Below are 22,412 nucleotides of genomic sequence, written 5' to 3'. Positions count from 1 at the left end.
TTAAATCTTGTCTTTCACAGTCGTCGCGTTTGGTGAGTGATCGGCGTTTACGAGCATCCCATCCTGCAAACGGTCCTGACCGCGAGTTACGATGGTTTCACCGGGTTGAAGCCCTGACTTGACCACCACACGGCGACCGATGGCCTCTCCAAGCGTTATTTTACGCCTTTTTGCGCGCCCGTCGGGATCAACTACCATAAGACTGGCGTCGTCTCCTCCTGTCCGAACGAGAGCATATTCAGGAACAAGTATTACATCGGAGAGCAATCCGCTGGGCACTTGGGCACGAACAAACATGCCAGGCAAAAGCTGCAATTCAGGATTCTCAACGAGCACTCGGATCGTTGCGTTGCCCGTCACGGCGTCAACCGTAACATCTGAAAGTACCAGCTTCGCAGAATAGGAATAAGGCTTGCCATCGGCACGTAGTATCTCAATCTGGCCTATTTTCTCTTCTGCCGCAAATTGCACCGCATCGAGTTTTGTTGCGGGCAGGCGTAAATCCACATAAACACGTTCCAGCTGCTGAACGACTGCGAGTTCGGTCTGCCCCGAAATTGATGCGAGAGAGCCTTCGTCCGCGACGGTTCGTCCGACGTAGCCATCAATCGGCGATCTTATGGTGGCGAAGTCAAGATCAAGCTGACGACGGTTAAAAACAGCACGAGCCTCGGCCAGATTGGCTTGGGCCACCGTCATATCGTTTCGCGCATCCTCGTAGTTCTTTTGACTTGCCGCTTTACTCGCGAGTAAAGCTTCAGCGCGCTGAAAGCCCGACCGAGCATGCTCTAAAGCGCTCTCTGCACGGCTCAATGCTGCTCGCGCAGTTTCCAAGTCCGCCAGAAATAAAGCGGGTTCAATCTCGAAAAGTATCTCGCCCGCATTGACACGGGATCCGGCTGCAACAACTTTCTTCCTAATTATCCCACCCACTTGGGGCCTGATTTCAACTCTCTTAAAAGCCGCGACTCGCCCCGGAAGCTCATCGGTAATTACTACGGTTTCCAGATGAACTTTCGCAATTACAGCGCTAACTTTGTCCTGAGAGAAAGCTAGTTCAGTTTCTGAAGCAGGCCTACTATGTATTAACATCGCAAGCGTTGTAATTACTACACACCCGCCTAAAACGACGGCAAAAATGTGGAGGTAGCGTTTTGGCATTGGGGCGTCCAAATTAAATCGTATGCCAGCACTTCCCATCCTTCAGTGTACGAAAGATCGAGAAAATGTGCAGATTATATGGAGACGGTAATTTTGAGTCTAATTTTATAACTGAAGCAGCCGATCTTTATCGCTTTTAGAATTTAAGGGTTCGTAACTATGAAGCCCATCACCGGGTGAAGTTAATTAAGGGTAGTTATAAAAAAGTGCGTTGTGAAATTCTGGACGAGTTTGCTGGAAATTGTTGATTAAATATGACATTAATCATGCGAAGGCAAACAACACTCCACAAACTATGAAAAAATTTCGTATTAACATTTCTTTTTATCCTAGTATTAAATGGATTCCCAACGCGCCAAAAAATATTTTATAAATACTTCAAAAGTCTTATGAATATTGAAAGAGTTAAATTTGTGAGAACAAAATCTATGTCATTAATTAAAGAGAATTTATTGATCCAATATTATTTGAAACAACGATGGTAGGTTTAGAGTGTCAGCGTTCCTGTCTGGAAAGCTTACTTCTTAACGTAAGTAGATAGCCCCAGCCATCTTCCAAAGCACTTTGAGCAGCGCGAAATGAAGCGGCAATCTCATTGTCGGATATTGGACCCAACAGGATCCAGGACCTACCATCAATGTCTTCTGCTCTAATGAAAAAATCTTCATCTACTAGATCCACGTATAGAGGCGAAAAAACAATTATCGAAGCTTCAACAGTCATTTCGATTTCCCTGAAATGAAAACTTTTGGTCAACTTTGGAATACCATTCTTTAAAAAGAGCGGTCGAACGCTAATCTCATCCCTAAGCTGGCTAGTAACAGGTGAGGTGACACAGTATAAGTAGTCTGTGGAGTTATTGTGCAGGTTTTCTACAAACTTTATGAAGCGGGCAAACAAGCGGGAAGATAATACTTTTAGCCTTTCTGCTTCGACCGAAGTGTGCAAGCGGAAACGCAGAAACCGGTACGGTCTCGCATTCACGACCGACTGTAATTTGTACTGCATTATTATAGGTTCTGTTGCAAATTTTTCGTCAATTGATGAGGTGATAGTATCTCAGCTTTTAATCAGCTGAGTATTTTAGATGTTCAAGGGTCGCCATTTCGATAAGTCAGTCATTCTACTCTGTGTTCGATGGTATCTGGCTTACAATTTGAGCCTGCGTGACTTGAAGGAAATGATGGCTGAGCGTGGCATCGATCTGGATCATTCCACGGTGCATCGCTGGGTCATCTGTTTCAGTCCAAAACGGCTTGAACGGTTCAATCGAAAGAAGCGTCAGGTCACACGTAAATGGAACCTTGATGAGACATATATCAAGGTCAAAGGCGCGTGGCTGTATCTGTATCGCGCCATCGACAGCAACGGAGATACAGTTGAGTTCTACTTCAGCAAAGATCGTGATTTAACTGCTGCCAAGCGCTTTCTGCGTAAGGCTCTGGCCCGCCACGGCAGGCCGGAGCGAATTACCATCGATGGAAGCGAGACCAACAGAATAGCTTTATTGCAATCTGATACAGAGAACCGGCTCAGACAAAATGGCAAACTTATTGCCATTCGCTCCAGCAAATATATGAACAATAACATTGAGCAAGATCACCGTCGTATCAAACGACGCACACGCTCAATGCTCGGTTTCAAATCTGAAACCGCAGCCAGCATCACGCTCTATAGCATTGAACTCATCCACATGATGCGCAAACAACAAGGCATCTTTTCAGCTGCAGATGCACTCTCAATCAAACAACAGTTCGAAGGGTGTTGTCACGTTAAGTTTCTCTTGCCGGAAAGGCCAGGGGTTCGTAGATATTCAGGCGACACAGGCCGCAATTTTCCATGCATCGAAAGCTTCGAGGCGATGGTAGCAAATTGTTTGTGCGGCTCGGCGACGAGATGGAACAGAGAAACAATTGCGGGTAGCTGAGTGCATGGAAACGAACCGTTGCAACGCTCCCGGTGATCGGTGGCCTTGCATGGTTCGCTCCCGTTTCCTAAACGGCAGATGGCTATTCTCGGCTCGATTATTGAGGCCCTTGTGCGACCAATGCTCAAGGCCGGGTGCCACTACTGCTTTTGCTGCACTGTACGAGCGGAGCTTATCAGTGATGATCCGTTTGGGAGCGAAGCCATAGCGCTTCATTAACGCCACGAGCATTCGCTTTGCTGCCCCTTTATCTCGCCGCTTCTGCAAGATTTGTTCGAGAACGATGCCGTTTTGATCCACCGCACGCCAGAGCCAGAATTTCTTTCCAGAGCATTGGACGACCATTTCGTCCAAATACCAAATATCGCCAGGGCGCGCCTGACGACGCCGCAAGTTGCGTGCGATCTGAGGTCCGAACTTGGCGATCCAACGACGAACTGTTTCGCATGAAACGTCGATTCCACGCTCAAGCAGCATTTCCTCAACTTCACGCAGACTAAGGTTGAACCGCAGATAAAGCCACACCGCATGAGCAATAATCTGTGGCGGAAAACGGTGACGCTTGAAGATGATATCTGATGGCTGCATCGTCAAAATTTACGCCCAAACCGTCAGGCAGGCAACTGCAGTCCAGTTAACGTGACAACACCGTGCCAAGTCATCTGCTTGTTGTATGGTGAGGGATGGCAAGTGATTGTTTTGTGCAAGTCACTTGCCAGAATAGAAAAGTGATTTTGGGTATGGCTATTTTAAGCCTTCCCAAGACGTTTACGCAGTTCTGCGTTTTCTGCGCGCAGCTTTTCAGCAAGCTCTTTACGAAGCTTCATATTTTCTGCTTCAAGAGCGACTAAGCTTGCGAGATCATCACCTGAAGATACTGTTGAAGATATGATTTTAGTCCTGCCGGCGGCGTTCTTCCAATTGTAATAGGTCTGCTCGCTCACATCGGCCTGTTGCAATGCCGCTTTAAGGGTGGTTTTGCCATCTTTAATTGTTTTTTCAATGGTTGCAAGAATAGACGAGCGCTGAGCCGGCGTGTATTTTTTACGCTTGCCTTCAGTTTGTTGTTTTGCGGTCGGTGTTGCAGATTTAGGGTTCTTTACAGATTTAGCTGCTGCTTTGGTTGTCGCAGGTTGAGAAGCGTCTATTGTTTTTGGTGTTTGCTTTTTCCGCGTAGCGCGGGTTTTCTGTTTACTATCAACGGGCTCAGCAGATGTGATTTCAGCTGCCGTTGAATTCGTATCTGCGATTGTTTCATCAGCCATTTAGTGTTTCTCCGGTTGTATTTGTCTGTTGTTTTTGTGTGGTATAATATACAGATGAATGATAATTATGCGAATAACATTCAAATCATATAATTCTATCTTAACAGTCAAGCGTTTAACGGAATTTTATAATGATTGGACAGTATGTCAAAATTTGAAATAAATATTCAGAGTTTGAGTTTGGCCTCAAGAAATCTATAACTCCAGTTGTGTTTAATAGGGATTGTAAAACACAGTGAAAAATCCAATCCGAAATGTTGTTGTCGAATATAAGAATAAGCGCACGCGAAAGGGGAACTCATCCCTGTGGGGAGGTCTCGATTTAAAATCAATTTCTAGCGAAGTGGAAGCTACCATTCTACAATCATCGGATAAGGTCGACACACAAACGGCCGCCCCTGATCTCGGTCTCAATTTAACAAAGTACACTGTTGCGGAGAAATTGCGCGGGACTGCGGTGGCAAAAAATATAGATGAGTATCAAGCTCAAAAAAAAGCCTCTGTCGTTGAAACTTTAGAACTTCAAAAAGGGGTGCCTGATACTGGTCCGTTTCCACCATCAGAGCTTACACCACATATCACACCCAAAAAGAACGACAGGCCTGTGCAGGACAGGGCGAGAGTTGTACAGAAGAAGCAACAGAGAGCCGTCATCTATTCAGCCGGAGATGAGGATGTTGTCTCTGAACTATCGTTTCTGGAAAGAGAAAACGCTTCTTTGAAACGCGAATTGATTGCTAAACTGCGTTTAGAAAACGAGAACATGGCGGCGATGATCGCGCGGGCGGAGCAACGATTGGCGCAGAAGAGATAAAGTCGCTTAACGTGATCCGGCCATAAAAGCGGGACGCTCTGATCTTGCAAACAGAAACAAGTGAGCTCCAAATTCTGGTCATGAGCTTTCGTTCAGTTTACCATGACGCGCAGTGTCATTATCGGGATGCAGGCATTTTGCATTTTCTCGTGCGAACAGGGAGGTTTATTGACGATGAAATTCTGGGGAGCCCGTATTGTTGAGCGTCTGTTTAGATTAAAAGAACATGAGATAAATGCTGAAGTGGAAGACGACAGACCGCCGGTTAAAAACTCGGTTGAATCCAGCCCACCGCAGCCTCGACAACTGTCCCGTGCGGAGACACCAGCGTCGACTGTTCAGAAAGCTGATGATAAATCCGATAAGCCCGCAGAGTTGATAACCGCTCCCGAACTGCCGACAAGGGTACTGCAAAAGGAAGCACAACAATCAAATCCTGAGCCAAGCAATGGTCGAGACACCAACACAGCTGAGAGGCTCGTTGACGATAACGCAAGCGACGAACAATCTGCTGTCAGTAAAGGTGCACGCACCCTCAGACATTCCGCTCGCAAACCTGATAGCAGCACGACCGCTAGCAAAAAGCCATCAAAAGCAAAGCTCAGATCGCGCGCCTCTCTTGATGCGGGAAAAACCGACAATCCGGTTTTGAAATCGCATGAGCTTTACAAAGATCTAGACCAGGCAGAAGTTAGTCGTCCGGCAGTTCCCGATGGTTCAAAGCAAGTGTCAAATCGTTCTGGAAAACAAAAATTCAAACCTGCAGACGAACCAGTGACCGATAAGGAACTCGCAGAACTGGAAGCAGAAAATGCTCGTTTGAAACGCCTTCTTGAAGAAAAGCTGAACTCTCGGGCTGCGTCGCAAACTATTGAATAGGTGAATTCTGACCTTATCTTCATAGTCACTTATGCCGCAAGTTCCAAATTTCCTCAAACAGTGAGTGATTGGCAGGTGCGCGTCGGTTCTTACAGTTTATTTGCACCCCTTCGATGCTGGCAATTGTCGTCGAGGCTACGCGGACATTGTTACTTTAATGAGAGTGCAGACGTAAAGTATTCTTTGACGCATCTGTTATGCTTATTTCAAGCAAGCGATTTCGCGCCACATGTTTGTGGCGGCTTGCCGTAACTCACGATAGTCAGCGACATTGAATTGGTTTCGAGAGGAAGTAATTTAGGTTGTAGATCAGATCATGTATCGACGTAAAGCGTTGCACATGTTTCGCTGATTTAAAGCGCTTCATAACCTCATAACCCGCTTTCGTCGTCGGATTGGTTGATGCGAATTTTCTGCCCGATTGTTCAAACCTTTATGCTGACGGTGGTCGCAAACGCTCAAGCCTATAGCTTGTTTGGCAGTGCCATAGGATCGTAGTTTATCGGTGACCATAACCCGCAGTGCATAGCCCTGAGCAGAGACAAGCTTGCGCATGAAAAGCTTGGCGGCCTTGGTATTGCGGCGTTTCTGGACCAGAACATCCAACACAAAGCCATCCTGATCAACCGCTCGCCAAAGAATGTAATGCGTACCTTTGATGGATATCACGCACTCATCCAGTTGCCATTTATCGCGAAGGCGCGGTCTGCGGCGACGGATATTACTGGCAAAGGTCTGTCCGAACTTCTCAGCCCATTCGTACACTGCCTTATATGTGAGGATGATCCCGCGATAGGCCAGCATGTCTTCGACCATACGAAAGCTTAACGGAAAGCAGAAATACAACCATACGGCTTCTGCTATAATCTCAGCGGGATAACGATGGCGGTGATAAGTGAAGAACGAGGTTTGGTCATCACCCGTTATCGTCACGTAATATTACGCTAGAGTTAAGGTAACGGTGCCACGTCCTTGATAATCAAGTTATCGTCCGACCCATGGTACCCCTCCTAGACCAACCGGAAAATCAATTCCCATGGTCAGCCTCGAGCTGGTTTTACAAGCAGTCTTCGCGAAATGTTTCGCACTCAACCTGAGTTTAACGCATGACTCGAATTCATTCCGTAAAACAGAAGCCGACTGATTGAAAAGGTCCCTTCTCTAGCCTTTTGGGTCAAAGACCGTAAATACCCTCCGGGCGAATTTATGGTCGCTAGTTTCTGAAGGATCCAAGCAATAGCGCTCGATGTAATTTCTATCCCCATAGAGGTTATGGCTTCCTCATAGGCTGAGCGGCTGATGCCAAGGAATTCAGAGACTATTCGTGACGCACCATGGAGATCGCGCCATGAAGCAATCCCGTTTGCACAATATTCGCGGATATCTGGGCATGTTCGAAGTATCTGATCGAGAGAAATGGAAGGAGAAACCCGTACTCGATTGCTCATTTTAAGTTTCACAGAGATAGGGCTATCAGGAGAAGGTCCTTTCAAATCAATATTTTTAACATTTGAAGATTCAAATAGGGATTCTGATTGAGATTCAATATGCTGCCGCTCAGATTGAGCGACGCTGCCGCTCAATTCAGGAACATTTTCTATATTTTTTAATATGATAGCCAATTCATCGCCAATAGCTGTAAGATTGGCCTTGATAATGTTCAGTTCACCGAATGATGCGCGGCGCGGAATGCCATCCACAACTTCACGGAAACGGATGAATAGCTTTTGGAGGTCATCACTATGCTTCCCGGAAATATCGGTATTGTCTGCAAGTGCCGACGCAATATCTCTTCTTATGACGGACACTTCATCGCGAAGCCGTTTTAGAGCGTTTTGATCGCTGATAATTCGATCCGCAACGGTGGCGATTTCTGAGGCACGATTGAGCAAAGGGGCAAAGGAAAAGCCGAAAGCGAGTTCAACGCTCCCTTCCCTATCCTTATGCGCATAGCGTTTGCGGGTTGGGCTATCCTTGCGTGCGATGATTCCTGCTTTGACGAGTGAAGCGAGATGGCGGCGCAATGTTGATTCCGGCATGCCGTGGGCACGCAGTGAAAGCTGACGATTGGATGGAAAAACAACGAGACCGGCTTTCTCATTCAAATTATCGTCTGGGAGAAATGACAAAAGCGAACTGAGCACTGCTAGACTTCGATCATTTAGATCAAAGGCTGACTTTGCCACGCAGAGCTGCTTATAGATCACCCATCTGTTCCCCCCCCCTTCCCGCGTCTTCTGCAGATCAGGATTTTGGACAAACAACTTCATTCGCCCACGCAAAGTGGACGTTACAGTATGCAGAATTTGCATTCCCTTTCACCTTTCAAAAGGCAAAAGAAATCCACCCGCCAAAATGACGACAATGACTCTTGACAGTTATTCCGAGAAATGCGATTCGTATCTTGCTACAGAAAAACGAAATAGCCTTCGCAGACTGACGTTTGTGGGGGCTTTTTCTTTTGCGGATTAATCTCCAATATCGGGTTCAGATAGTCTGAATTCCTCATAAAGGCCTTCTAGACGGGTTGATAACCACTCACCAAAAATTTCGGCATCATCGCTCTTCAGAGAGATATCGACCTTTTTGGTTTTGCGATCCATGGAAAAGGCAACTGAACCGTCCTTGGTTCTCCAGAACTTTGTTGGTTGTCGCTTTTTATCCTTAACCGTATTATGCTCAGTTACTCGCTTTGAGCGGGATTTGATGGAATTGAGAATCATCAAAAAACGATCATCGGATGACGCTGAGTAGAACTCGTCTTGGTGTGTCGTCGTGTCAACATTAGTTGCAGTTCCATCTTTGAATGCGACTGAAAGATCATACCAACGATCTCGACCAATACCTTTAGATGGTCCTATTTTTAAAATGAGATCAGATGGCACATAGTTGGTCACTGACTGCATTTTTGAGAGAACAGTCTTATTGACACCTAGTGCAGACATTACCGTTTCGTTGTCGAACTGCTCTGCGAGCTTTTTGGCAAACAGTGCACGTTCAATAAAACTGAGATCAGCACGAGCGGTGTTTTCCTGGCCTTGTGCAATAGCATGGTCTCGATCAGAGAGTTGTTTCACAGTGGCCTTGACCGTGATATTCAAAGCCTTTGCAGCTTTCGCTCTGCGATGACCGAAAACAATCTGGTATTTGCCTGCAGCCGTTGGACTAGGACGAACTAATATAGGCGTATCCTGACCACGTTCATGCATTGCTGCAATAAGTTCTTGAAGGCTTGTATCGTCATCATCTTCTAAGCGATCAACGACAAACGAAGTCTCCAAATCGTTCGGATCTAGCTCAATGATGTGCGTGCCGTTTTGAAGCTGTTTTTCAATTTCTTCAGCAGCGGCGACTTTAGATGCCATTTCATCGGCGGCACGCGACATCATTCCAAAAGCACCACGGCGACCCGATGGCTCTACTGTTGGGGTGGGGGCAGGTGTTTTGGGTTCGGAGTTTACCGCCGTAAACTCTGCAGCTGAGAAGTTATCTAGCAATCCGGACATGATGCCTTTACGTGCCATTAGATTGCCCTCCCCCATGCTTTGTGGACGAGATTAACAACCTCACCGTTTACACCATGCAAGCTTTCTACAGCGCGGTCATATGTCGAACGCGTGAACTGCGACCGCTCGACTTCGTATAGCGTCTGTTTCGTGATGCCCGCGTCTGAAATCGCAGTGGATTTTAACATCTCGTTTTTCAAAACAAAACCACCAAACAATGAACGCATGAAGTGTACCATTTGACTTTGTGGGATATCACCAGGCTCGTATCGAGTGATGAGATATCGCATCCAATCGAGAGACATGTTGCCGCCGCCGCGTTTGATCGGGTCCAAGATTTCGCCAAGCATGAGTAGAAATTGACACATCGACATAACGTCCAGCATCTGAGGGTGCACGGTTACTAAAACGGCAGTCGCCGAAGACAACGCAGTAAGCGTCAGATATCCCAGCTGCGGAGGGCAATCAAGAACGACCACATCATATTGATCCTCGACTTCAGACAGAGCGGCGTCGAGGCGAGTGAAGAATGTACGCCCCATATCTCGGGTGCCCTTCTCGCTCAGGATCAACGGTGTATCGTATTCGAATTCCTGCAGATCAAGATTGGCAGGTACGATATCGAGACCGGGAAAATTCGTTTTCCGGATAAGTACGCTGAGTGGTTTTCTATCGTCATCATAGCGGATTGCTTCGTAGAGCGAAGGTAACTTATCAAGTTCTGGTTGGATTCCATGAAGCGCCGTCAAAGAAGCCTGGGGATCTAAATCAATGGCAAGTACACGGTGGCCTGTTAACGCTAAGTGCTGTGCAAGGTGAGCTGTAGTTGTTGTCTTGCCTGAGCCACCTTTAAAGTTTACGACACCAATAATTTGCAGATGTTCGTCATTTTTACGGTGAGGAACATACATACGTGAATCGGAACGGCCATTGGCATCGAGATACTGGCGCATTTCCAGCATCTGCTCTGCGGTGTAAGACCGACGACCAGTGGCGGTGACCGCGGGCTGTGGCCCCTTGCCATTCAACGAGAGGTTTTTTAGATGCCCTTGGCTGACACCTATATACTCTGCTGCCTCAGCAAGTTGAAATGAGCGAAGCGTCTTTACCGCATCCGGGGGGAAATTCTCTTGGCGATGCTTTTCCAATCGACCTGACAACGCTGATCCCTGCTTCAGGATGAGCTGATCGAAGTCTGAGAGTGGCTTGTCGGCATCAAATGCGATATTCATAGAGTAAGGCCCTAAAGTGCGATTTTAGTTGCGGAAAAACGCATTAACCGCATTTAGCTCCGATTCTCCCGATACTGCAAGGAGTTTTAAGTTAACGGAAGGTTAACGCTTGTCGGCAATCTCAAGTTTACGGCCGTAAACTCCGTAGCTGATAGATAGTCAAGAACGGAGATGAGGGCGACCGCTGATGACGCGATCAGTCGGCTTGGCGCGACTTAAAGATGCGATGTGGATTCCCAAGCCATAATTCCCGTTACTTATTATTCTTTGATGCAGTTATCACGAATTTTAGGCATTACATATTCTTAATTTTATAATACTGTATTTTAGGGGCCTCTTTTTAGGGGTGCAATTGGTTAGTTGAGTTTTGTGGGGCGGGCATGTTTTCTTTTAAGAATGGATTGAAATTTCTGCTGTTATCAACTGCGCTTATGACGCCGAATTTCGCTTTGGCGCAGAATTCGCCTCAAGTATCCTCAAATTTAGCTGATGCCGAATATTATGCTAACTGGGGGCTTGATATGATCAACGCCTTACCAGCGTATCAGAAAGGCTTTACGGGCAAGGGTATAAGCGTCGCGGTTGTCGATACCGGATTTGATGTTAATCATCCTGAGTTTTTTGGTCGTATTTCACCTTTCTTGTACAACTTCGGCAACGATCAGGCCCCTGATAATATCTTCCCTGAGCGTAAATCTGACGGATCGCTGAACGGCCATGGTGTGCATGTTGCAGGGACAATTGGTGCTGGCCGCAATGGATTTGGTATGCAAGGTGTTGCCTATGATGCAATGATTATGCCTCTGCGCGGCGTTGAAGTCGCGAGCAGAAGAAACGATGTTTCTGCTACAGACGAGGCTATTGTTTACGCTGCGGACCATGGTGCCCAGATTTTAAACGGCAGCTATGGCCCCAATACCTACCCAAATCCGGTCATTAATAAACGGCCTAACCCCAACTATCAGGTTCTGGACTATCAGCTTATACTGTCTGAACCCGGTGAGCTTGAGCAAACGTATGAAGCTATGAAATATGCGGCTGAGAAAGACGTGGTCATGGTCTTTGCCGCTGGTAATAGTCGGCAGGATCAGCCGGGCTATGCTACGTCTATTCCGAGCGGCAATGGTATGGTTCCGCTGATCACCCCCGATTTCATCCGTAGCGGAAAAATCAGGTTTATCGACTACGATAACCCTGACTTAAATATAGAAGATCCATCCACTTATACGTTTCTCGACCCCACAGGCCCTGATTTCGATGATATGGATTTCTCCGAATTGAAAGGATCGCTTATTGCTGTTGTTTCCGTTGGGCCAGATGGGAAAATGGCACCATACAGCAATGAATGTGGTGAGGCGGCAGAGTGGTGTCTGGCCGCGCCCGGCGGGGCGATGACAAAAAGAGGGGATCCAAATGGCATCTATTCAACCTGGCCAGCTGGTGATCCGCCCAATGACTACCAGCAATATCAATATTTACAAGGTACCTCGATGGCATCGCCGCATGTTGCCGGGGCCGCAGCCGTTGTGCGATCAGCATTTCCTTATCTGAACGCCCGTCAGACGATTGAAACAATCCTCACAACTGCCACCAAAGAAGGCTTTGAGGACGAGGCAAAGTTCGGTCAGGGGCTGCTGAACCTCGGTGCTGCTGTCGATGGCCCTATGGCTTTTCGGTATACCGGCGTTTTCGATGTCGATACGAAGGGCTATTCCTCAATCTGGTCGAATTCGATCTCTGGCATAGGCAATTTGACCAAGCGCGGTGAAGGCATTCTGGTTCTTGATGGTAATAGCAGCTATCAAGGCGGTACGAACATCGTCGGTGGTGTTCTTGAGGTGAATGGCAGCATCACGTCACCTACGGACGTTTCTGAAGCAGGCACGATTGCCGGTCTTGGATCTGTCGGTGAACTGACTTTGCTTGATGGTGGTAGGGTTGCGCCCGGCAGTGCGTTCAATCCTGAAAATTCCATTGGCACACTAACCGTTAATGGAACATTCACGCAGCAAAGCGGGTCAACCTATCTGGCTGGTTTGGTTGCAGGAAATGGGCAAGATGCTGGTGTCGATCAGATTTTCGTCCATGGTGCGGCTGATCTTGAGGATGGCAGCTCGCTCGAATTGGTACATCAAGGATTTTCTTCTGGCGCACAGGCATACTCGCGTTCCGTGTTGCTGAGCGCAACGGATGGCGTTAGCGGTACTTACGGCAACATCGCTGGTTCGTATGTTCAAGACGCGCGTTTTATTGATTTTGCACTCGACTATGATGCGAATAATGTTTTCCTCGATACAAGCCGGTCGGCTGTCGCATTTGCGGATGTTGCAAACAGCCAAAATCAGTTCTCAACAGCTGTCGCATTGGAAAGTCAGGGGAGTGGTGGCGCGCTCTACGATCATATCCTGTTCCTGACGCAACAAGATGCCCGTCTGGCTTATGATCAACTGTCTGGTGAAGCCTATACTTCCATTCAGTCCACTCTTATCAATAACAGCGCCTATACCCGCTCGGCAGTTTATAATAATCTTGTACAAGCTTTTGCCTCATCTGCTGCTACCGGCCAATCTCCGGAAAATGGCGGTGCACCGACATTTTGGGGACACGGATTTGGTGGATGGACGAACCTGTCTGGTGATGGCAGTGCCGCACGCTCAAAATCCAGCATTGGCGGCTTCATTTCCGGTATCGATGCGCAGTTTTTTGATAACTGGCGCCTCGGTGTACTGGCAAGCTACAGCCAGACCAATTTCCGTCTCAATGAACGCATGTCGTCCGGGAAAAGCGATGATTACACAATTGGTACCTATGCGGGCACGCAAACGCCTGTTGCGCAGGGTATGGTCGCATTCCGGTCTGGCCTGTCCTATACGTGGCATAATATTGAAATGAACCGGGGAATTTCCTTTGCGGACTTCGATGACAAGCTGTCGGCTGATTACAATGCCGGAAGCTTTCAGGTGTTTGGTGAGATGGGCTATAAGCTTCCGCTTACGGAAAAGGCGAGTTTTGAGCCCTATGCAAATCTTGCTTATGTTCGCCTGAAGACAGATTCGTTCTCAGAAACGAGCACTCAAGGCGCAGGGCTGAACGTCCAAGAAAATTCGATGAGCACTACGCTCTCGACCTTTGGCTTTCGTGCGACAGCAACGTTAAACGAGAAGGTTATTCCAGTCAAAGCAAGGGCAGATATTGGATGGCGCCATGCCTTTGGCGATGATAAACCGACATCTGCTGCAAACTTTGCTGGCTCCGATGGTTTTATCGTTGGAGGAGCCAGCATTGGCAAGGATACAGCATTGGTTGCGGGTGGTTTTGATTTTAAACTAAGCGAAGCAGCTTTGTTAAATGTCTCCTATCAAGGACAGTTTGGCTCAGGTCTGACGCAAAACGGCGTTGACGCCAATCTGCGCGTGAGGTTTTAACGCAGTCTATGTCTTGAATCGCTGGATGGGAATTCTGCCCTTATCTTTCACTCCGACAGGGACGGAAACCAGTCAGACGCGAGCTGATTTTACAGTTGAGCCAGCGTGCTGGATTCAAAATCCAGCACTTTTACCAAACGGAAAACTGATCGCATTCACACATCGCGGTCAGATTTTCCTGTCAGATGATGATGGCGGACTGGCGATACCGATTTCACCCGCTGATAAATATAGTTATAGCGTTGTCTGGGACCCAGTTTCAAAACGCTTTGCCTTCGCCTCTGATGTTGATGTTGCAGATTTTTCCAGCAAACTGCAATGTATGACTTATTCGTCGGCAAAAGAATTGGTTATGTCGCAAACTTTTCATGCTTGATGATCTGTGCAAGGGATTGTGCCGATTTCAGATCGAAGCGAGGCATCCAGCATGGCCGATTTCAAGGGAACGCATTTCCCCAAAAGTGTCATCCTGTATGCCGTTTTTATATGTTCGTTATTCAGTTTCGTATCGCGACCTTCAGGAAATAGTCGCCGAACGAGGCGTAAAGATTGAGCATGCAACATTGAACCGATGGGTCGGTAGATAATCGACGCAGATTGCTGTTCAGGCACAAGACGCGAACGCCCAACACTTGGCTCGGAGCGTGTTTATAAAACCTATATAAGGGATAAGGGCAATAGACCGATCTGTATCGAGCTGTTGATCAAGCGGCCACCCCCTTGATTTCTTGCTGTCAGAGCGGAGAAATGTCGGCGCCGTACGACGTTTCTTTATGAAAGCCAGTAAAAGCAATGGTGTTCCACACAAGATCGTCATTGATAAAAGCGAGGCTAATTTGGCTGGTGCGCAGGCTGTAAACAATATCCTGAAAATCACAGGTACGGACAAGCTGATTGAAATCCTATACGTCAAATGCCTGAACAATATTCTTGAACAGGATTATCGTTTCATCAAGCGGATCACCAAACACACGTTAGGCTTCAAAGCCTTTCATTCAGCGTCTGCTACAATAGCTGGTATTGAAATCGCTCACATGATCCGCGAGAAGCAATTCGCAAACGACAATCGTTCGCCCTTCGAGATGTTTGCGCAGCTCGCAGCATAACTGTGTCCAGAGATAAGCCCGCTTATAACCCACTCAAAAATTTGCGACAGAATCACCGAGACTGCCGGAATGAGTAGATGAGTATTGCTCGTTCAATCGAAAACAAGCAGTTCGGAAGATTGGAAGTTGAACACCATGATAGATGCAAAGATATGAGCCTCAGCGAAAGTGTTTGCATTTCTTCAAGGTTGTCACTGGCAACTTGCTTTAATAATAAACCATCAAAGCAATCGCGATGCGAGTCCGCTACGCCGTTTGGCATTGTTGTAATAGTCGGACGCTTGTTGCACGGAGCGATGCCGCGATTGGCGGCTTCGGTGAGATAGCCGGAGCGCAGGCCATGTACAGAAAACTCCTTTGGGTTAAGCCCAGCCATTTTTGCGCGCTGCTTGACGATCCGGTTGATGGCACGAGGTTCCAGCGCGCGCCGAAACATTGCCCCATCGATCGACTTTTCGAAACACGTTGCCTTTGTCGATTTTGGCCGCTTCGAGCCATTGGCTGAGGGCGTGTACAGGACGTCCGGTCAGATAAACGATTTCAGCGTGATCAGCGCCACGTGTCTTGGTGCGGCCAAGATGCATCGTTAGCGAGGGGAGGGGGAGCCGTCTTTCGCGGTGACAGGCGCCTGTTTGACAAGTTGTTCTGTAGGAAGACTTGCTATTTCGCTCCGACGACGGCCACCGGAGGCAAGGACCCCCATAAGGAAGGATGGCCCTGTCTCGAATGTCGGTCACGTCTCCTCCTGAACACGTCCCCAGCAGTTCGGTCAGAATATCGCTGGTCATCGCATTGCCACTCTTGCGGCTGCGCAGCCGGTTCACGGCGCGGACCGCAAGCCGGATGGCAGACTTGACGGTTGGCGAGGAAAACGCACCCCCCAACCCGCGCCATCGTGTCAGTGTTGACCAGTTGGCGAGACGGCGGCGTACGGTGGAGGGTGCATGCGGTCCGGATACGCGCAGAAAACCTTGCTGGCGCAATTTTTCTTCAACGCCTGCTGGAATACCGTGATTGGGTTCGATCTCACGCTGTTGTGGCCGCCAGAGATGATGGGCGACGAATTTGAGCAGCAAGGCTTCGGGTGCGGGGAAGGGGAGGGGGCCGCCAGTTGCAGCCAGCGACCAGGCTTCGAGATAGGCCAGATCAGAAGTCAGCGCGCGCAGGGTGTTTTCGCCCATGCCTTCATTGACCAGATGCCGGAGCGTCTTGACATCTTCATCGGACAAAATGCCGGCCAGCATGTCGCGCCGGTTCATTGGCAGTACGGCGGCAATGGTGTCGAGTGTTTCGGCGCGCCGTTCGACGGCGGAAACGGGCGAAGTGGTCACAGGTCAAAACTCCCTGACTGGGCTGAAAACTTGCCTTCAGCAACGCGGATTGGGCACGACTTTCGCTGATTTGAGACCTGAAATCAATAACCTCCGATAACCTATACTTATCAGAGGTTATAAATAAACATGGTTAACGTCAGAGTAACGCTACTGAGTGGCTATTTGAGTTGAATTTAAGAATTAGAAATCAATAATTATGATAAGATAAGAAATAGGACCGCCGGATTTTTGAGATTCGTAAATCGGGCGAACCCCGCCGTTGACTCGGTTTTCTTTCCCGGCGGCCAGTCGTACGCTGTTAGCAAGATTGTGCGGGGGAGGGTGATGAGTTCATAATGATGTACAGCACTCACGCCATCTCGATCTCAGGGATGAAGCTCGCGATCATCAGTAAAGTCGCCGCCCACTGGAACTTCGCTTTTGTGGGCTATGGTGTGGCTAGCAGACTACCGGCTATCCACCTTGCAACGGCTGCTTAGCGCTTTATTGCAGTCATTCACGTAGCATACCGTGCTACCCAAAAGCAGTCGCTTCAGAGATAATGTCGGCAAGTCCGTAAAGGAGTGGGGTGCGGCCCGACCACTTCTCGGTGTAGGAGTTGGGAAAGTGGCCATTAAGATTGCCGCTATACTTTGGTTAGAACCCGCTCCTCCCCAAACGCCCCCAGCCTGGCAATATCGAGATTTTGGATTAAGTTTTCCGCCTGAAAAATGGGACGCCAATGACGCATTTGGGACGACTCGTCGGGCTGGTTTTGATGTTGATCGGTTTCGCCATGCCATCAGCATTCTCTAACGAACCAGAGGGGATACGGAAAAGTGCCCATGTCACAATGGACTTCCCCTTCAAAAGTGGAGGGCTTCTGTTAGATAAAACTGACAGGAGACTTAGAATTGAAGCAGCGCGAATTTACAGAAGATTTCAAACGGGAAGCCGTTCGTATTTTAACGACGAGTGGTCGAAGCATTTCATCGGTTGCGGACGACCTTGGCATTGGCAAATCAACACTTGACCGCTGGCGTCGCAATTTTGCTGAGAAGGATCTGCTTTCTGGTCCGCATGAGGACATGAGCGAGGAACTTGCCCGGCTTCGTAAGGAAAATGAACTCCTGCGACAGGAACGTGACCTACTAAAAAAAGCGACGGCCTTCTTCGCTCGGGAGACAAGTCGATGAAGTTTGCGTTCATCGACACGGAGAAGGCTCATATGTCTCTGTCACGGCTGTGCGCTTTCGCAGGCGTCAGTATCAGCGGTTATTATGCATGGAAGCATCGTTTGCCCAGTCGTCGTCAGCTCGACGATATGATCATCCTGGCGCATATTCGTAATCAGTTTGAGCTGTCACGTGAAACTTATGGCAGCCCTCGAATGCATGTCGAACTGAACGAAGAAGGTATTCGAGCAGGACGTCACCGCACGGCGCGACTGATGCGTGAAAACGGCCTTAAAGCCCGGCAGAAAACTCGCTTCAAACGCACGACCGACAGCAATCATGGTGAGCCCGTCGCTCCCAATCTTCTGGATCAGGACTTCACTTGTGATGGGCCTAATCAAAAATGGGGTGTCGATATCAGTTACATATGGACGGCAGAAGGCTGGCTATATCTGGCAATCGTTGTCGATCTTTATTCGCGTCGCATCATCGGCTGGGAAGCACGCGATAGGATGAAGAAGGATCTGGCGATCAGTGCTTTGAAGAAAGCCATTGCAATCCGTCAACCAAAGCCGGGGCTGATCCAGCACTCGGACAGAGGAAGCCAGTATGCCAGTTATGAGTATCGCAAAATCCTCACAGCTCACAAAATGCTTCCATCCATGAGCGGCAAAGGAAATTGCTATGACAATGCAATGGTGGAAACCGTCTTCAAAACGATCAAGTCGGAACTGATCTGGCGCACTGTGTTCTACACACGTAAGGATGCAATCAAAGCCATTGGCGAATACATTGACGGCTTCTATAATCCTGTGCGCAGACATTCTGCACTCGGATACAAATCACCGATGCAGTTCGAGATGATAAACCGTAAATTAGTGACAGAACCCCTCCACTAAATAAGGGCAAGTCCATTCTCGGCCGTCGTGAGGATAAAAAACTCTTTCAAATTCTTGTCGAAGGTGAGGGCCGCCTTCCATTCGTCTCGAACCTCATCCTCGGTCAGGATGTGGCCAATACCTTTCAATTTGCATTGCACGCCGACGATATGATTGATCCTGCCGTCGCGATACCCCCAAACATCTACGCCTTTCTGCGGCTGACCTCGCCGGCCGTTCTTGGTCACGTTCGGCGAGTTGATCATTACCTTGCCGAGCGCCATGCACCGGGTTTCGAAATCTTCGTATCTATCTGGGCGACGGAGTTCGGTTCCTGCGCTGACTGCCATGGATGCCTGCGATCATATCCTGCAATTGAATCTCAATCTGAGCTTGCTTTGATCGCGCCGCCATTACAACGCTGTTCATACTATGTTCGCCGATTTCCACAAACTATCCTGGGCATGACTGGCAGTATTGTTGAAACAACCGTCGTATGATTTTTTTCGAGACGAAGTGATCAGCTGGATGTCTTAGAATGATCGATGAAGGTGTGAAGTTATTAGAGTTACATAAAGAAAGGAAGGAGTTTCTCTGCAAGATCTTCAAGTATGACTCGATCAACCTAGAGCGCCGACGGCTGATCCGAAACGTCGTCGAAAAAACGGAGAATTTACTTCTTGGCAAGGTTGAAGGACAGATGTGCCTCCGAGTGAGCGTTCAAAAGCGAAAGACGCAGGGCACGGTACTCATTAATCAGGACGATGGTGAGATCCGACGTCTGACCTTTGGACTTGCTCTGATTTAGCGCAAAGCTTCTGAGACCAATTTACGGTTCATGATCTCAAACTAGGTCGGCGAATTGTATTGAAAAACGCAAGTAAGCGGTGTCTCCCTCATGCCGAACCGGTAAAATTTCATGGCAATAGTTGGTCGATGTGGCTCTGCTTATGGCAATTACGATCGCAGTAAGCGTGCAGGTCAGCTGTCACGCCAGAGCGCAAGCTTTTCGAAACAACCCGGGCTTTTAAATCAGCTGGCCACTGATGGATGTCACGCTCATTCTGATCCGTTGAGAAAAACTGCGTTCTGCCCATTCGCTAACTCTCAATGACAGAACACAAAATCAAACAGAACGTGGGGCAATAACGCCGGTTACGTCTTGTTTGTAGCTGCCACCGGCATTTAGATACACATCAACACCGCCAAAAAAGTCAAAACGTGCATCGGAGAAGGCAATCAGATTTTCTGTCAAAGCGCGATTGATAATGTGAGGATTGTTGCGGCTCCATTCACTCAAATCATTCCAAACGGCCATTTGCTTTTCATGGTCATCGCAAATCGTAAATACTTTGAGTGATGAATATTCCAACTCACCTGCGCGGTAGAGTGCCAGCAATTCAGCGGCAATCCGCGAAAGGGCAAGGCGCTGTTTGACGATTGCTTCCGTGACAGCGAAACGCACGGCAATATCGGAAATATGCATGCCTTCATTGACCAGACTTTGAAAGGCATCAAACTGGTCCGCCGGATGCATTTCTTCGCGCATAGCATTTTCTGCAAGGCTGATTGAAATCGCATCCTGTTCAAGGCGTTCTTTACACAACACCGCAAAATCTGCCGCTATTTCACCGGCATCCGCCAGCGATACAAGCGCCAAGCGGCGGCGCTCGCCAGCAACCACAAAGAATTTACCTTTGTTCGTGCTTTTCCTGATGACAAGATTTTGCAGCGGCTGAAATCCATCGCTGCGCAAGTTTGCGGCAAGAGCTGCGATGCTTTCTGCAGAATAGGTTCTACGAACGTTCTTCGGATCGCGTTCCAGCTTATCGAGCTCAATCGATACAATTCCAGCGTCAACGTTTTTAGACATATTTGATCTCCGGTTTTCCTGAACCTCGAAGCTCTCTGCTTTTGCCCCGTAGGGCAGAAGCTCTGCTTCTGCTCCTGCGGCATCGCAAGTGAGATTGGGGGTTAGGAGAGGCAAGCGTAAAAACAGGAAGGGGATCACCCGCCCGAAGGGCCACCAAGGGCGCGCAGCGCACCTGGTGTTGCTGCACGAATGGAGAAGCCACTTGGCGCACGATATGAGGAAGTACGGGGAGACCTGTTTTTGCGCTTGTGAGGGCTAGGGGGCAAAGCCACCTAATTCCCCTTAATCCGAATGTCTGTACCAGATATTATTCTTGAGCCACATCGCAAAAAATCAGGCTGTCATCGGACCGAATAAGGCAAAAAAATTAGCCCGGTACTGCGGCCACGCAGAATTTGCAAAAACCCCACTTATTTGCTCCCGCACAGTGTCACTGGAACGTTGAGTTTGCCTTTCAACGTATTGAAGCAGTTGTTCTACTGCAACTTTTGCTGAATCACGCAAAGGACGACCTACAAGATTTGGATTGTACGCGGCAATCAACGGTGCAATGCGGAGTTGATTATCAGCGCACCTTACACGCAAAGCTTGTTCAAAGGCATTTTGGTTATTTGTTATGTATTCCAGCAAACCCACTTCTGGCGTAAATGGAAGGTACTGTAAGTCCGCGCCTTGACGATTAAACTTTAGTAGCTGTGAATGATTTTCGTTGGCACGCCATCCCACCAGAGTTTCCGTAGAAACATCCTGATCCAAAATTGCCTTCTGCTTTACATGCGTTGGAAGGACAGACTTGTTGCGATCCATAAAGGCCACAACCTCCTGAAAGCCGCCGACTGGAACTATTTTAGCCGTGGGCCTCATCGTCGGATCAGCAAATTTTTCATTAGCAAATTTTTCGAAAAAAGCTGTAACAATTTCCCGGGCAAATACATCTTCTACGTAAAGCATCAAGTCGGGCAGGGTCTCTTCATCAGAAGCGATATTGCCAATTGCGTATGTTGGGAAGCAACCGTAGATCGGACGGATTTCTCCGTCATCTTGTCGTTCAAGATAGATAATACGACGTCTGTCAGCCGATTTAAGCAGTGTAACCGAATGCGTAGAGAAAATAACTGTAAGAGATTTAGTTTCAGCCTCTGTGGTTAAATAGTTCAACAACCTGACTTGAGCCCTCGGGTGTAGGGCCATTTCCAACTCGTCAACTATGATCATACTATTGTTATTAACAGCGTTTATAAGCCTTAACAGCTTAAGTACACATAACTCCCCAAGACTGAAGTGTTTTTCTGAATGGTAGGTTATGGGTGTTGTAGCAAGCGCGAGGACGAACGCATCGTTACCTACACCGCGTGCTAAATTGATAGTCCTTAGAGAGCTAAATTTCTTTGTTTCAAATATTGTATTTGCTGCATCAATTATACGCTTATTTACTGTTCGGACATGGCGCGGATCGAAGTCTTCCGGCCGCGGAGTAATTCTATCTGCATTTGCCCCGATGTAAGTAACAGAATCATAACCAAACTGGTCAAAAAGATGTGAATTGGTCCTCGGTCGAGGTGTCCATCGCTGTCCACGATAAGCGTATTCGACAACACTGCCGTTGATCTCGTATCGCACGCTACCGCTGGCATGATTATCTAGCCGTTCTGTCTTTAATGACGAAGGAAAATGGGTTGGAAAAGCATTTCCGTGACCAATTCGCCTAAGACAAGCAAGTAAGGACGTCTTACCCCCACCATTGGACGCGGTGAGTAGCCAGACGCCTCTATTTGGAATATCAAAACGTAACTTTGAAATGTTACGGAGATTCTGAATTTCAATTGTTCCTGCCATGTAGTCTTTAGAACGCAAGAAA

Annotated in this window: 18 protein-coding genes and 4 pseudogenes; 10 read left to right on the top strand and 12 right to left on the bottom strand. The window is 48.1% G+C overall.

Annotation, left to right across the window (positions count from 1 at the left end):
* Both U2P60_RS19945 and U2P60_RS19940 read right to left on the bottom strand, forming a co-directional pair.
* A complete protein-coding gene (locus tag U2P60_RS19945) occupies nucleotides 1–1,092 on the bottom strand; it encodes an efflux RND transporter periplasmic adaptor subunit (RefSeq protein WP_413574350.1) in 1,092 nt (363 codons plus the stop codon).
* A gap of 564 nt (nucleotides 1,093–1,656) precedes the next feature.
* Nucleotides 1,657–1,884, bottom strand: coding sequence for a hypothetical protein (locus U2P60_RS19940; protein WP_413574131.1), 228 nt, complete (start codon nucleotides 1,882–1,884; stop codon nucleotides 1,657–1,659).
* A 364-nt stretch (nucleotides 1,885–2,248) separates the two neighbouring features.
* Between U2P60_RS19940 and U2P60_RS19935 the strand changes: the two are divergent.
* Nucleotides 2,249–2,920: pseudogene (locus U2P60_RS19935) on the top strand (IS6 family transposase); the annotation flags it as partial.
* A 54-nt stretch (nucleotides 2,921–2,974) separates the two neighbouring features.
* Here the strand turns inward: U2P60_RS19935 and U2P60_RS19930 are convergent.
* Together U2P60_RS19930 and U2P60_RS19925 are read right to left on the bottom strand one after the other, a co-directional pair.
* Complete coding sequence (locus U2P60_RS19930; RefSeq protein ID WP_413574129.1) at nucleotides 2,975–3,676, bottom strand: IS6 family transposase; 702 nt, start codon at nucleotides 3,674–3,676, stop codon at nucleotides 2,975–2,977.
* A 161-nt stretch (nucleotides 3,677–3,837) separates the two neighbouring features.
* The gene (locus tag U2P60_RS19925) at nucleotides 3,838–4,353 is read right to left on the bottom strand and encodes a transposase (RefSeq protein ID WP_413574127.1); all 516 of its coding nucleotides are present in this window, start codon (nucleotides 4,351–4,353) and stop codon (nucleotides 3,838–3,840) included.
* A gap of 235 nt (nucleotides 4,354–4,588) precedes the next feature.
* Here U2P60_RS19925 and U2P60_RS19920 point away from each other — a divergent pair, with 235 nt between their 5' ends.
* Both U2P60_RS19920 and U2P60_RS19915 read left to right on the top strand, forming a co-directional pair.
* Entirely contained in the window at nucleotides 4,589–5,167 is a 579-nt protein-coding gene (locus U2P60_RS19920) for a hypothetical protein (protein ID WP_413574125.1), read from the top strand.
* Nucleotides 5,168–5,335: 168 nt separating this feature from the next.
* Nucleotides 5,336–6,046 carry a hypothetical protein gene (locus U2P60_RS19915; protein ID WP_413574123.1) on the top strand — a complete coding sequence of 237 codons (711 nt, stop codon included), beginning with the start codon at nucleotides 5,336–5,338 and terminating at the stop codon, nucleotides 6,044–6,046.
* A 201-nt stretch (nucleotides 6,047–6,247) separates the two neighbouring features.
* Here the strand turns inward: U2P60_RS19915 and U2P60_RS19910 are convergent.
* From U2P60_RS19910 to repA, 4 genes and pseudogenes are all read right to left on the bottom strand, one after another.
* A pseudogene (locus U2P60_RS19910) lies at nucleotides 6,248–6,973 on the bottom strand (IS6 family transposase).
* Between the two features lie 161 nt (nucleotides 6,974–7,134).
* Nucleotides 7,135–8,358: a plasmid replication protein RepC gene (gene repC / locus U2P60_RS19905; protein WP_413574122.1), complete on the bottom strand. Its 1,224-nt coding sequence runs from the start codon at nucleotides 8,356–8,358 to the stop codon at nucleotides 7,135–7,137.
* A gap of 156 nt (nucleotides 8,359–8,514) precedes the next feature.
* Nucleotides 8,515–9,570 carry a plasmid partitioning protein RepB gene (gene repB, locus U2P60_RS19900; RefSeq protein WP_413574120.1) on the bottom strand — a complete coding sequence of 352 codons (1,056 nt, stop codon included), beginning with the start codon at nucleotides 9,568–9,570 and terminating at the stop codon, nucleotides 8,515–8,517.
* Nucleotides 9,570–10,784 carry a plasmid partitioning protein RepA gene (repA, locus tag U2P60_RS19895; protein ID WP_313830438.1) on the bottom strand — a complete coding sequence of 405 codons (1,215 nt, stop codon included), beginning with the start codon at nucleotides 10,782–10,784 and terminating at the stop codon, nucleotides 9,570–9,572. The genes repB and repA overlap by 1 nt, the downstream gene beginning before the upstream one ends.
* Before the next feature lie 521 nt (nucleotides 10,785–11,305).
* Here repA and U2P60_RS19890 point away from each other — a divergent pair.
* The 3 genes and pseudogenes from U2P60_RS19890 (at nucleotide 11,306) to U2P60_RS19880 (ending at nucleotide 15,315) form a co-directional block, all read left to right on the top strand.
* The gene (locus U2P60_RS19890) at nucleotides 11,306–14,209 is read left to right on the top strand and encodes an autotransporter domain-containing protein (protein ID WP_413574118.1); all 2,904 of its coding nucleotides are present in this window, start codon (nucleotides 11,306–11,308) and stop codon (nucleotides 14,207–14,209) included.
* A 13-nt stretch (nucleotides 14,210–14,222) separates the two neighbouring features.
* Entirely contained in the window at nucleotides 14,223–14,585 is a 363-nt protein-coding gene (locus U2P60_RS19885; protein ID WP_413574116.1) for a hypothetical protein, read from the top strand.
* 51 nt (nucleotides 14,586–14,636) lie between these two features.
* Nucleotides 14,637–15,315: pseudogene (locus tag U2P60_RS19880) on the top strand (IS6 family transposase).
* A gap of 221 nt (nucleotides 15,316–15,536) precedes the next feature.
* Here the strand turns inward: U2P60_RS19880 and U2P60_RS19875 are convergent.
* Nucleotides 15,537–16,574: pseudogene (locus tag U2P60_RS19875) on the bottom strand (tyrosine-type recombinase/integrase).
* Between the two features lie 410 nt (nucleotides 16,575–16,984).
* Between U2P60_RS19875 and U2P60_RS19870 the strand changes: the two are divergent.
* The 3 genes from U2P60_RS19870 to U2P60_RS19860 all read left to right on the top strand — a co-directional run bounded on the left by U2P60_RS19870 (nucleotide 16,985) and on the right by U2P60_RS19860 (nucleotide 18,702).
* On the top strand, nucleotides 16,985–17,128 hold the full coding sequence (locus U2P60_RS19870; RefSeq protein ID WP_413574115.1) for a hypothetical protein: 144 nt from the start codon (nucleotides 16,985–16,987) through the stop codon (nucleotides 17,126–17,128).
* A 127-nt stretch (nucleotides 17,129–17,255) separates the two neighbouring features.
* Nucleotides 17,256–17,444 carry a hypothetical protein gene (locus U2P60_RS19865; protein ID WP_413574113.1) on the top strand — a complete coding sequence of 63 codons (189 nt, stop codon included), beginning with the start codon at nucleotides 17,256–17,258 and terminating at the stop codon, nucleotides 17,442–17,444.
* Nucleotides 17,445–17,542: 98 nt separating this feature from the next.
* Nucleotides 17,543–18,702 (top strand): IS3 family transposase gene (locus U2P60_RS19860; RefSeq protein WP_413570911.1). Its coding sequence is split into 2 segments (ribosomal slippage): nucleotides 17,543–17,804 and nucleotides 17,804–18,702, totalling 1,161 coding nucleotides; the frame shifts between segments, so codons are not numbered across the junction.
* Here the strand turns inward: U2P60_RS19860 and U2P60_RS19855 are convergent.
* Nucleotides 18,699–19,031 carry a hypothetical protein gene (locus U2P60_RS19855; protein WP_413574111.1) on the bottom strand — a complete coding sequence of 111 codons (333 nt, stop codon included), beginning with the start codon at nucleotides 19,029–19,031 and terminating at the stop codon, nucleotides 18,699–18,701. The genes U2P60_RS19860 and U2P60_RS19855 overlap by 4 nt on opposite strands.
* A 188-nt stretch (nucleotides 19,032–19,219) precedes the next feature.
* Between U2P60_RS19855 and U2P60_RS19850 the strand changes: the two genes are divergently transcribed.
* Nucleotides 19,220–19,489 carry a hypothetical protein gene (locus U2P60_RS19850; RefSeq protein ID WP_413574109.1) on the top strand — a complete coding sequence of 90 codons (270 nt, stop codon included), beginning with the start codon at nucleotides 19,220–19,222 and terminating at the stop codon, nucleotides 19,487–19,489.
* A 318-nt stretch (nucleotides 19,490–19,807) separates the two neighbouring features.
* Here the strand turns inward: U2P60_RS19850 and U2P60_RS19845 are convergent, their stop codons facing one another.
* A complete protein-coding gene (locus U2P60_RS19845; protein ID WP_413574107.1) occupies nucleotides 19,808–20,554 on the bottom strand; it encodes a ParB/RepB/Spo0J family partition protein in 747 nt (248 codons plus the stop codon).
* 333 nt (nucleotides 20,555–20,887) lie between these two features.
* Nucleotides 20,888–22,390: an AAA family ATPase gene (locus tag U2P60_RS19840; protein ID WP_413574105.1), complete on the bottom strand. Its 1,503-nt coding sequence runs from the start codon at nucleotides 22,388–22,390 to the stop codon at nucleotides 20,888–20,890.
* Between the last annotated feature and the right edge of the window lie 22 nt (nucleotides 22,391–22,412).

It is taken from the genome of Brucella sp. H1_1004, assembly GCF_047308065.1.
GTDB lineage: Bacteria > Pseudomonadota > Alphaproteobacteria > Rhizobiales > Rhizobiaceae > Brucella > Brucella pseudogrignonensis_B.
This window is presented reverse-complemented; position numbering and strand designations above follow the sequence as displayed.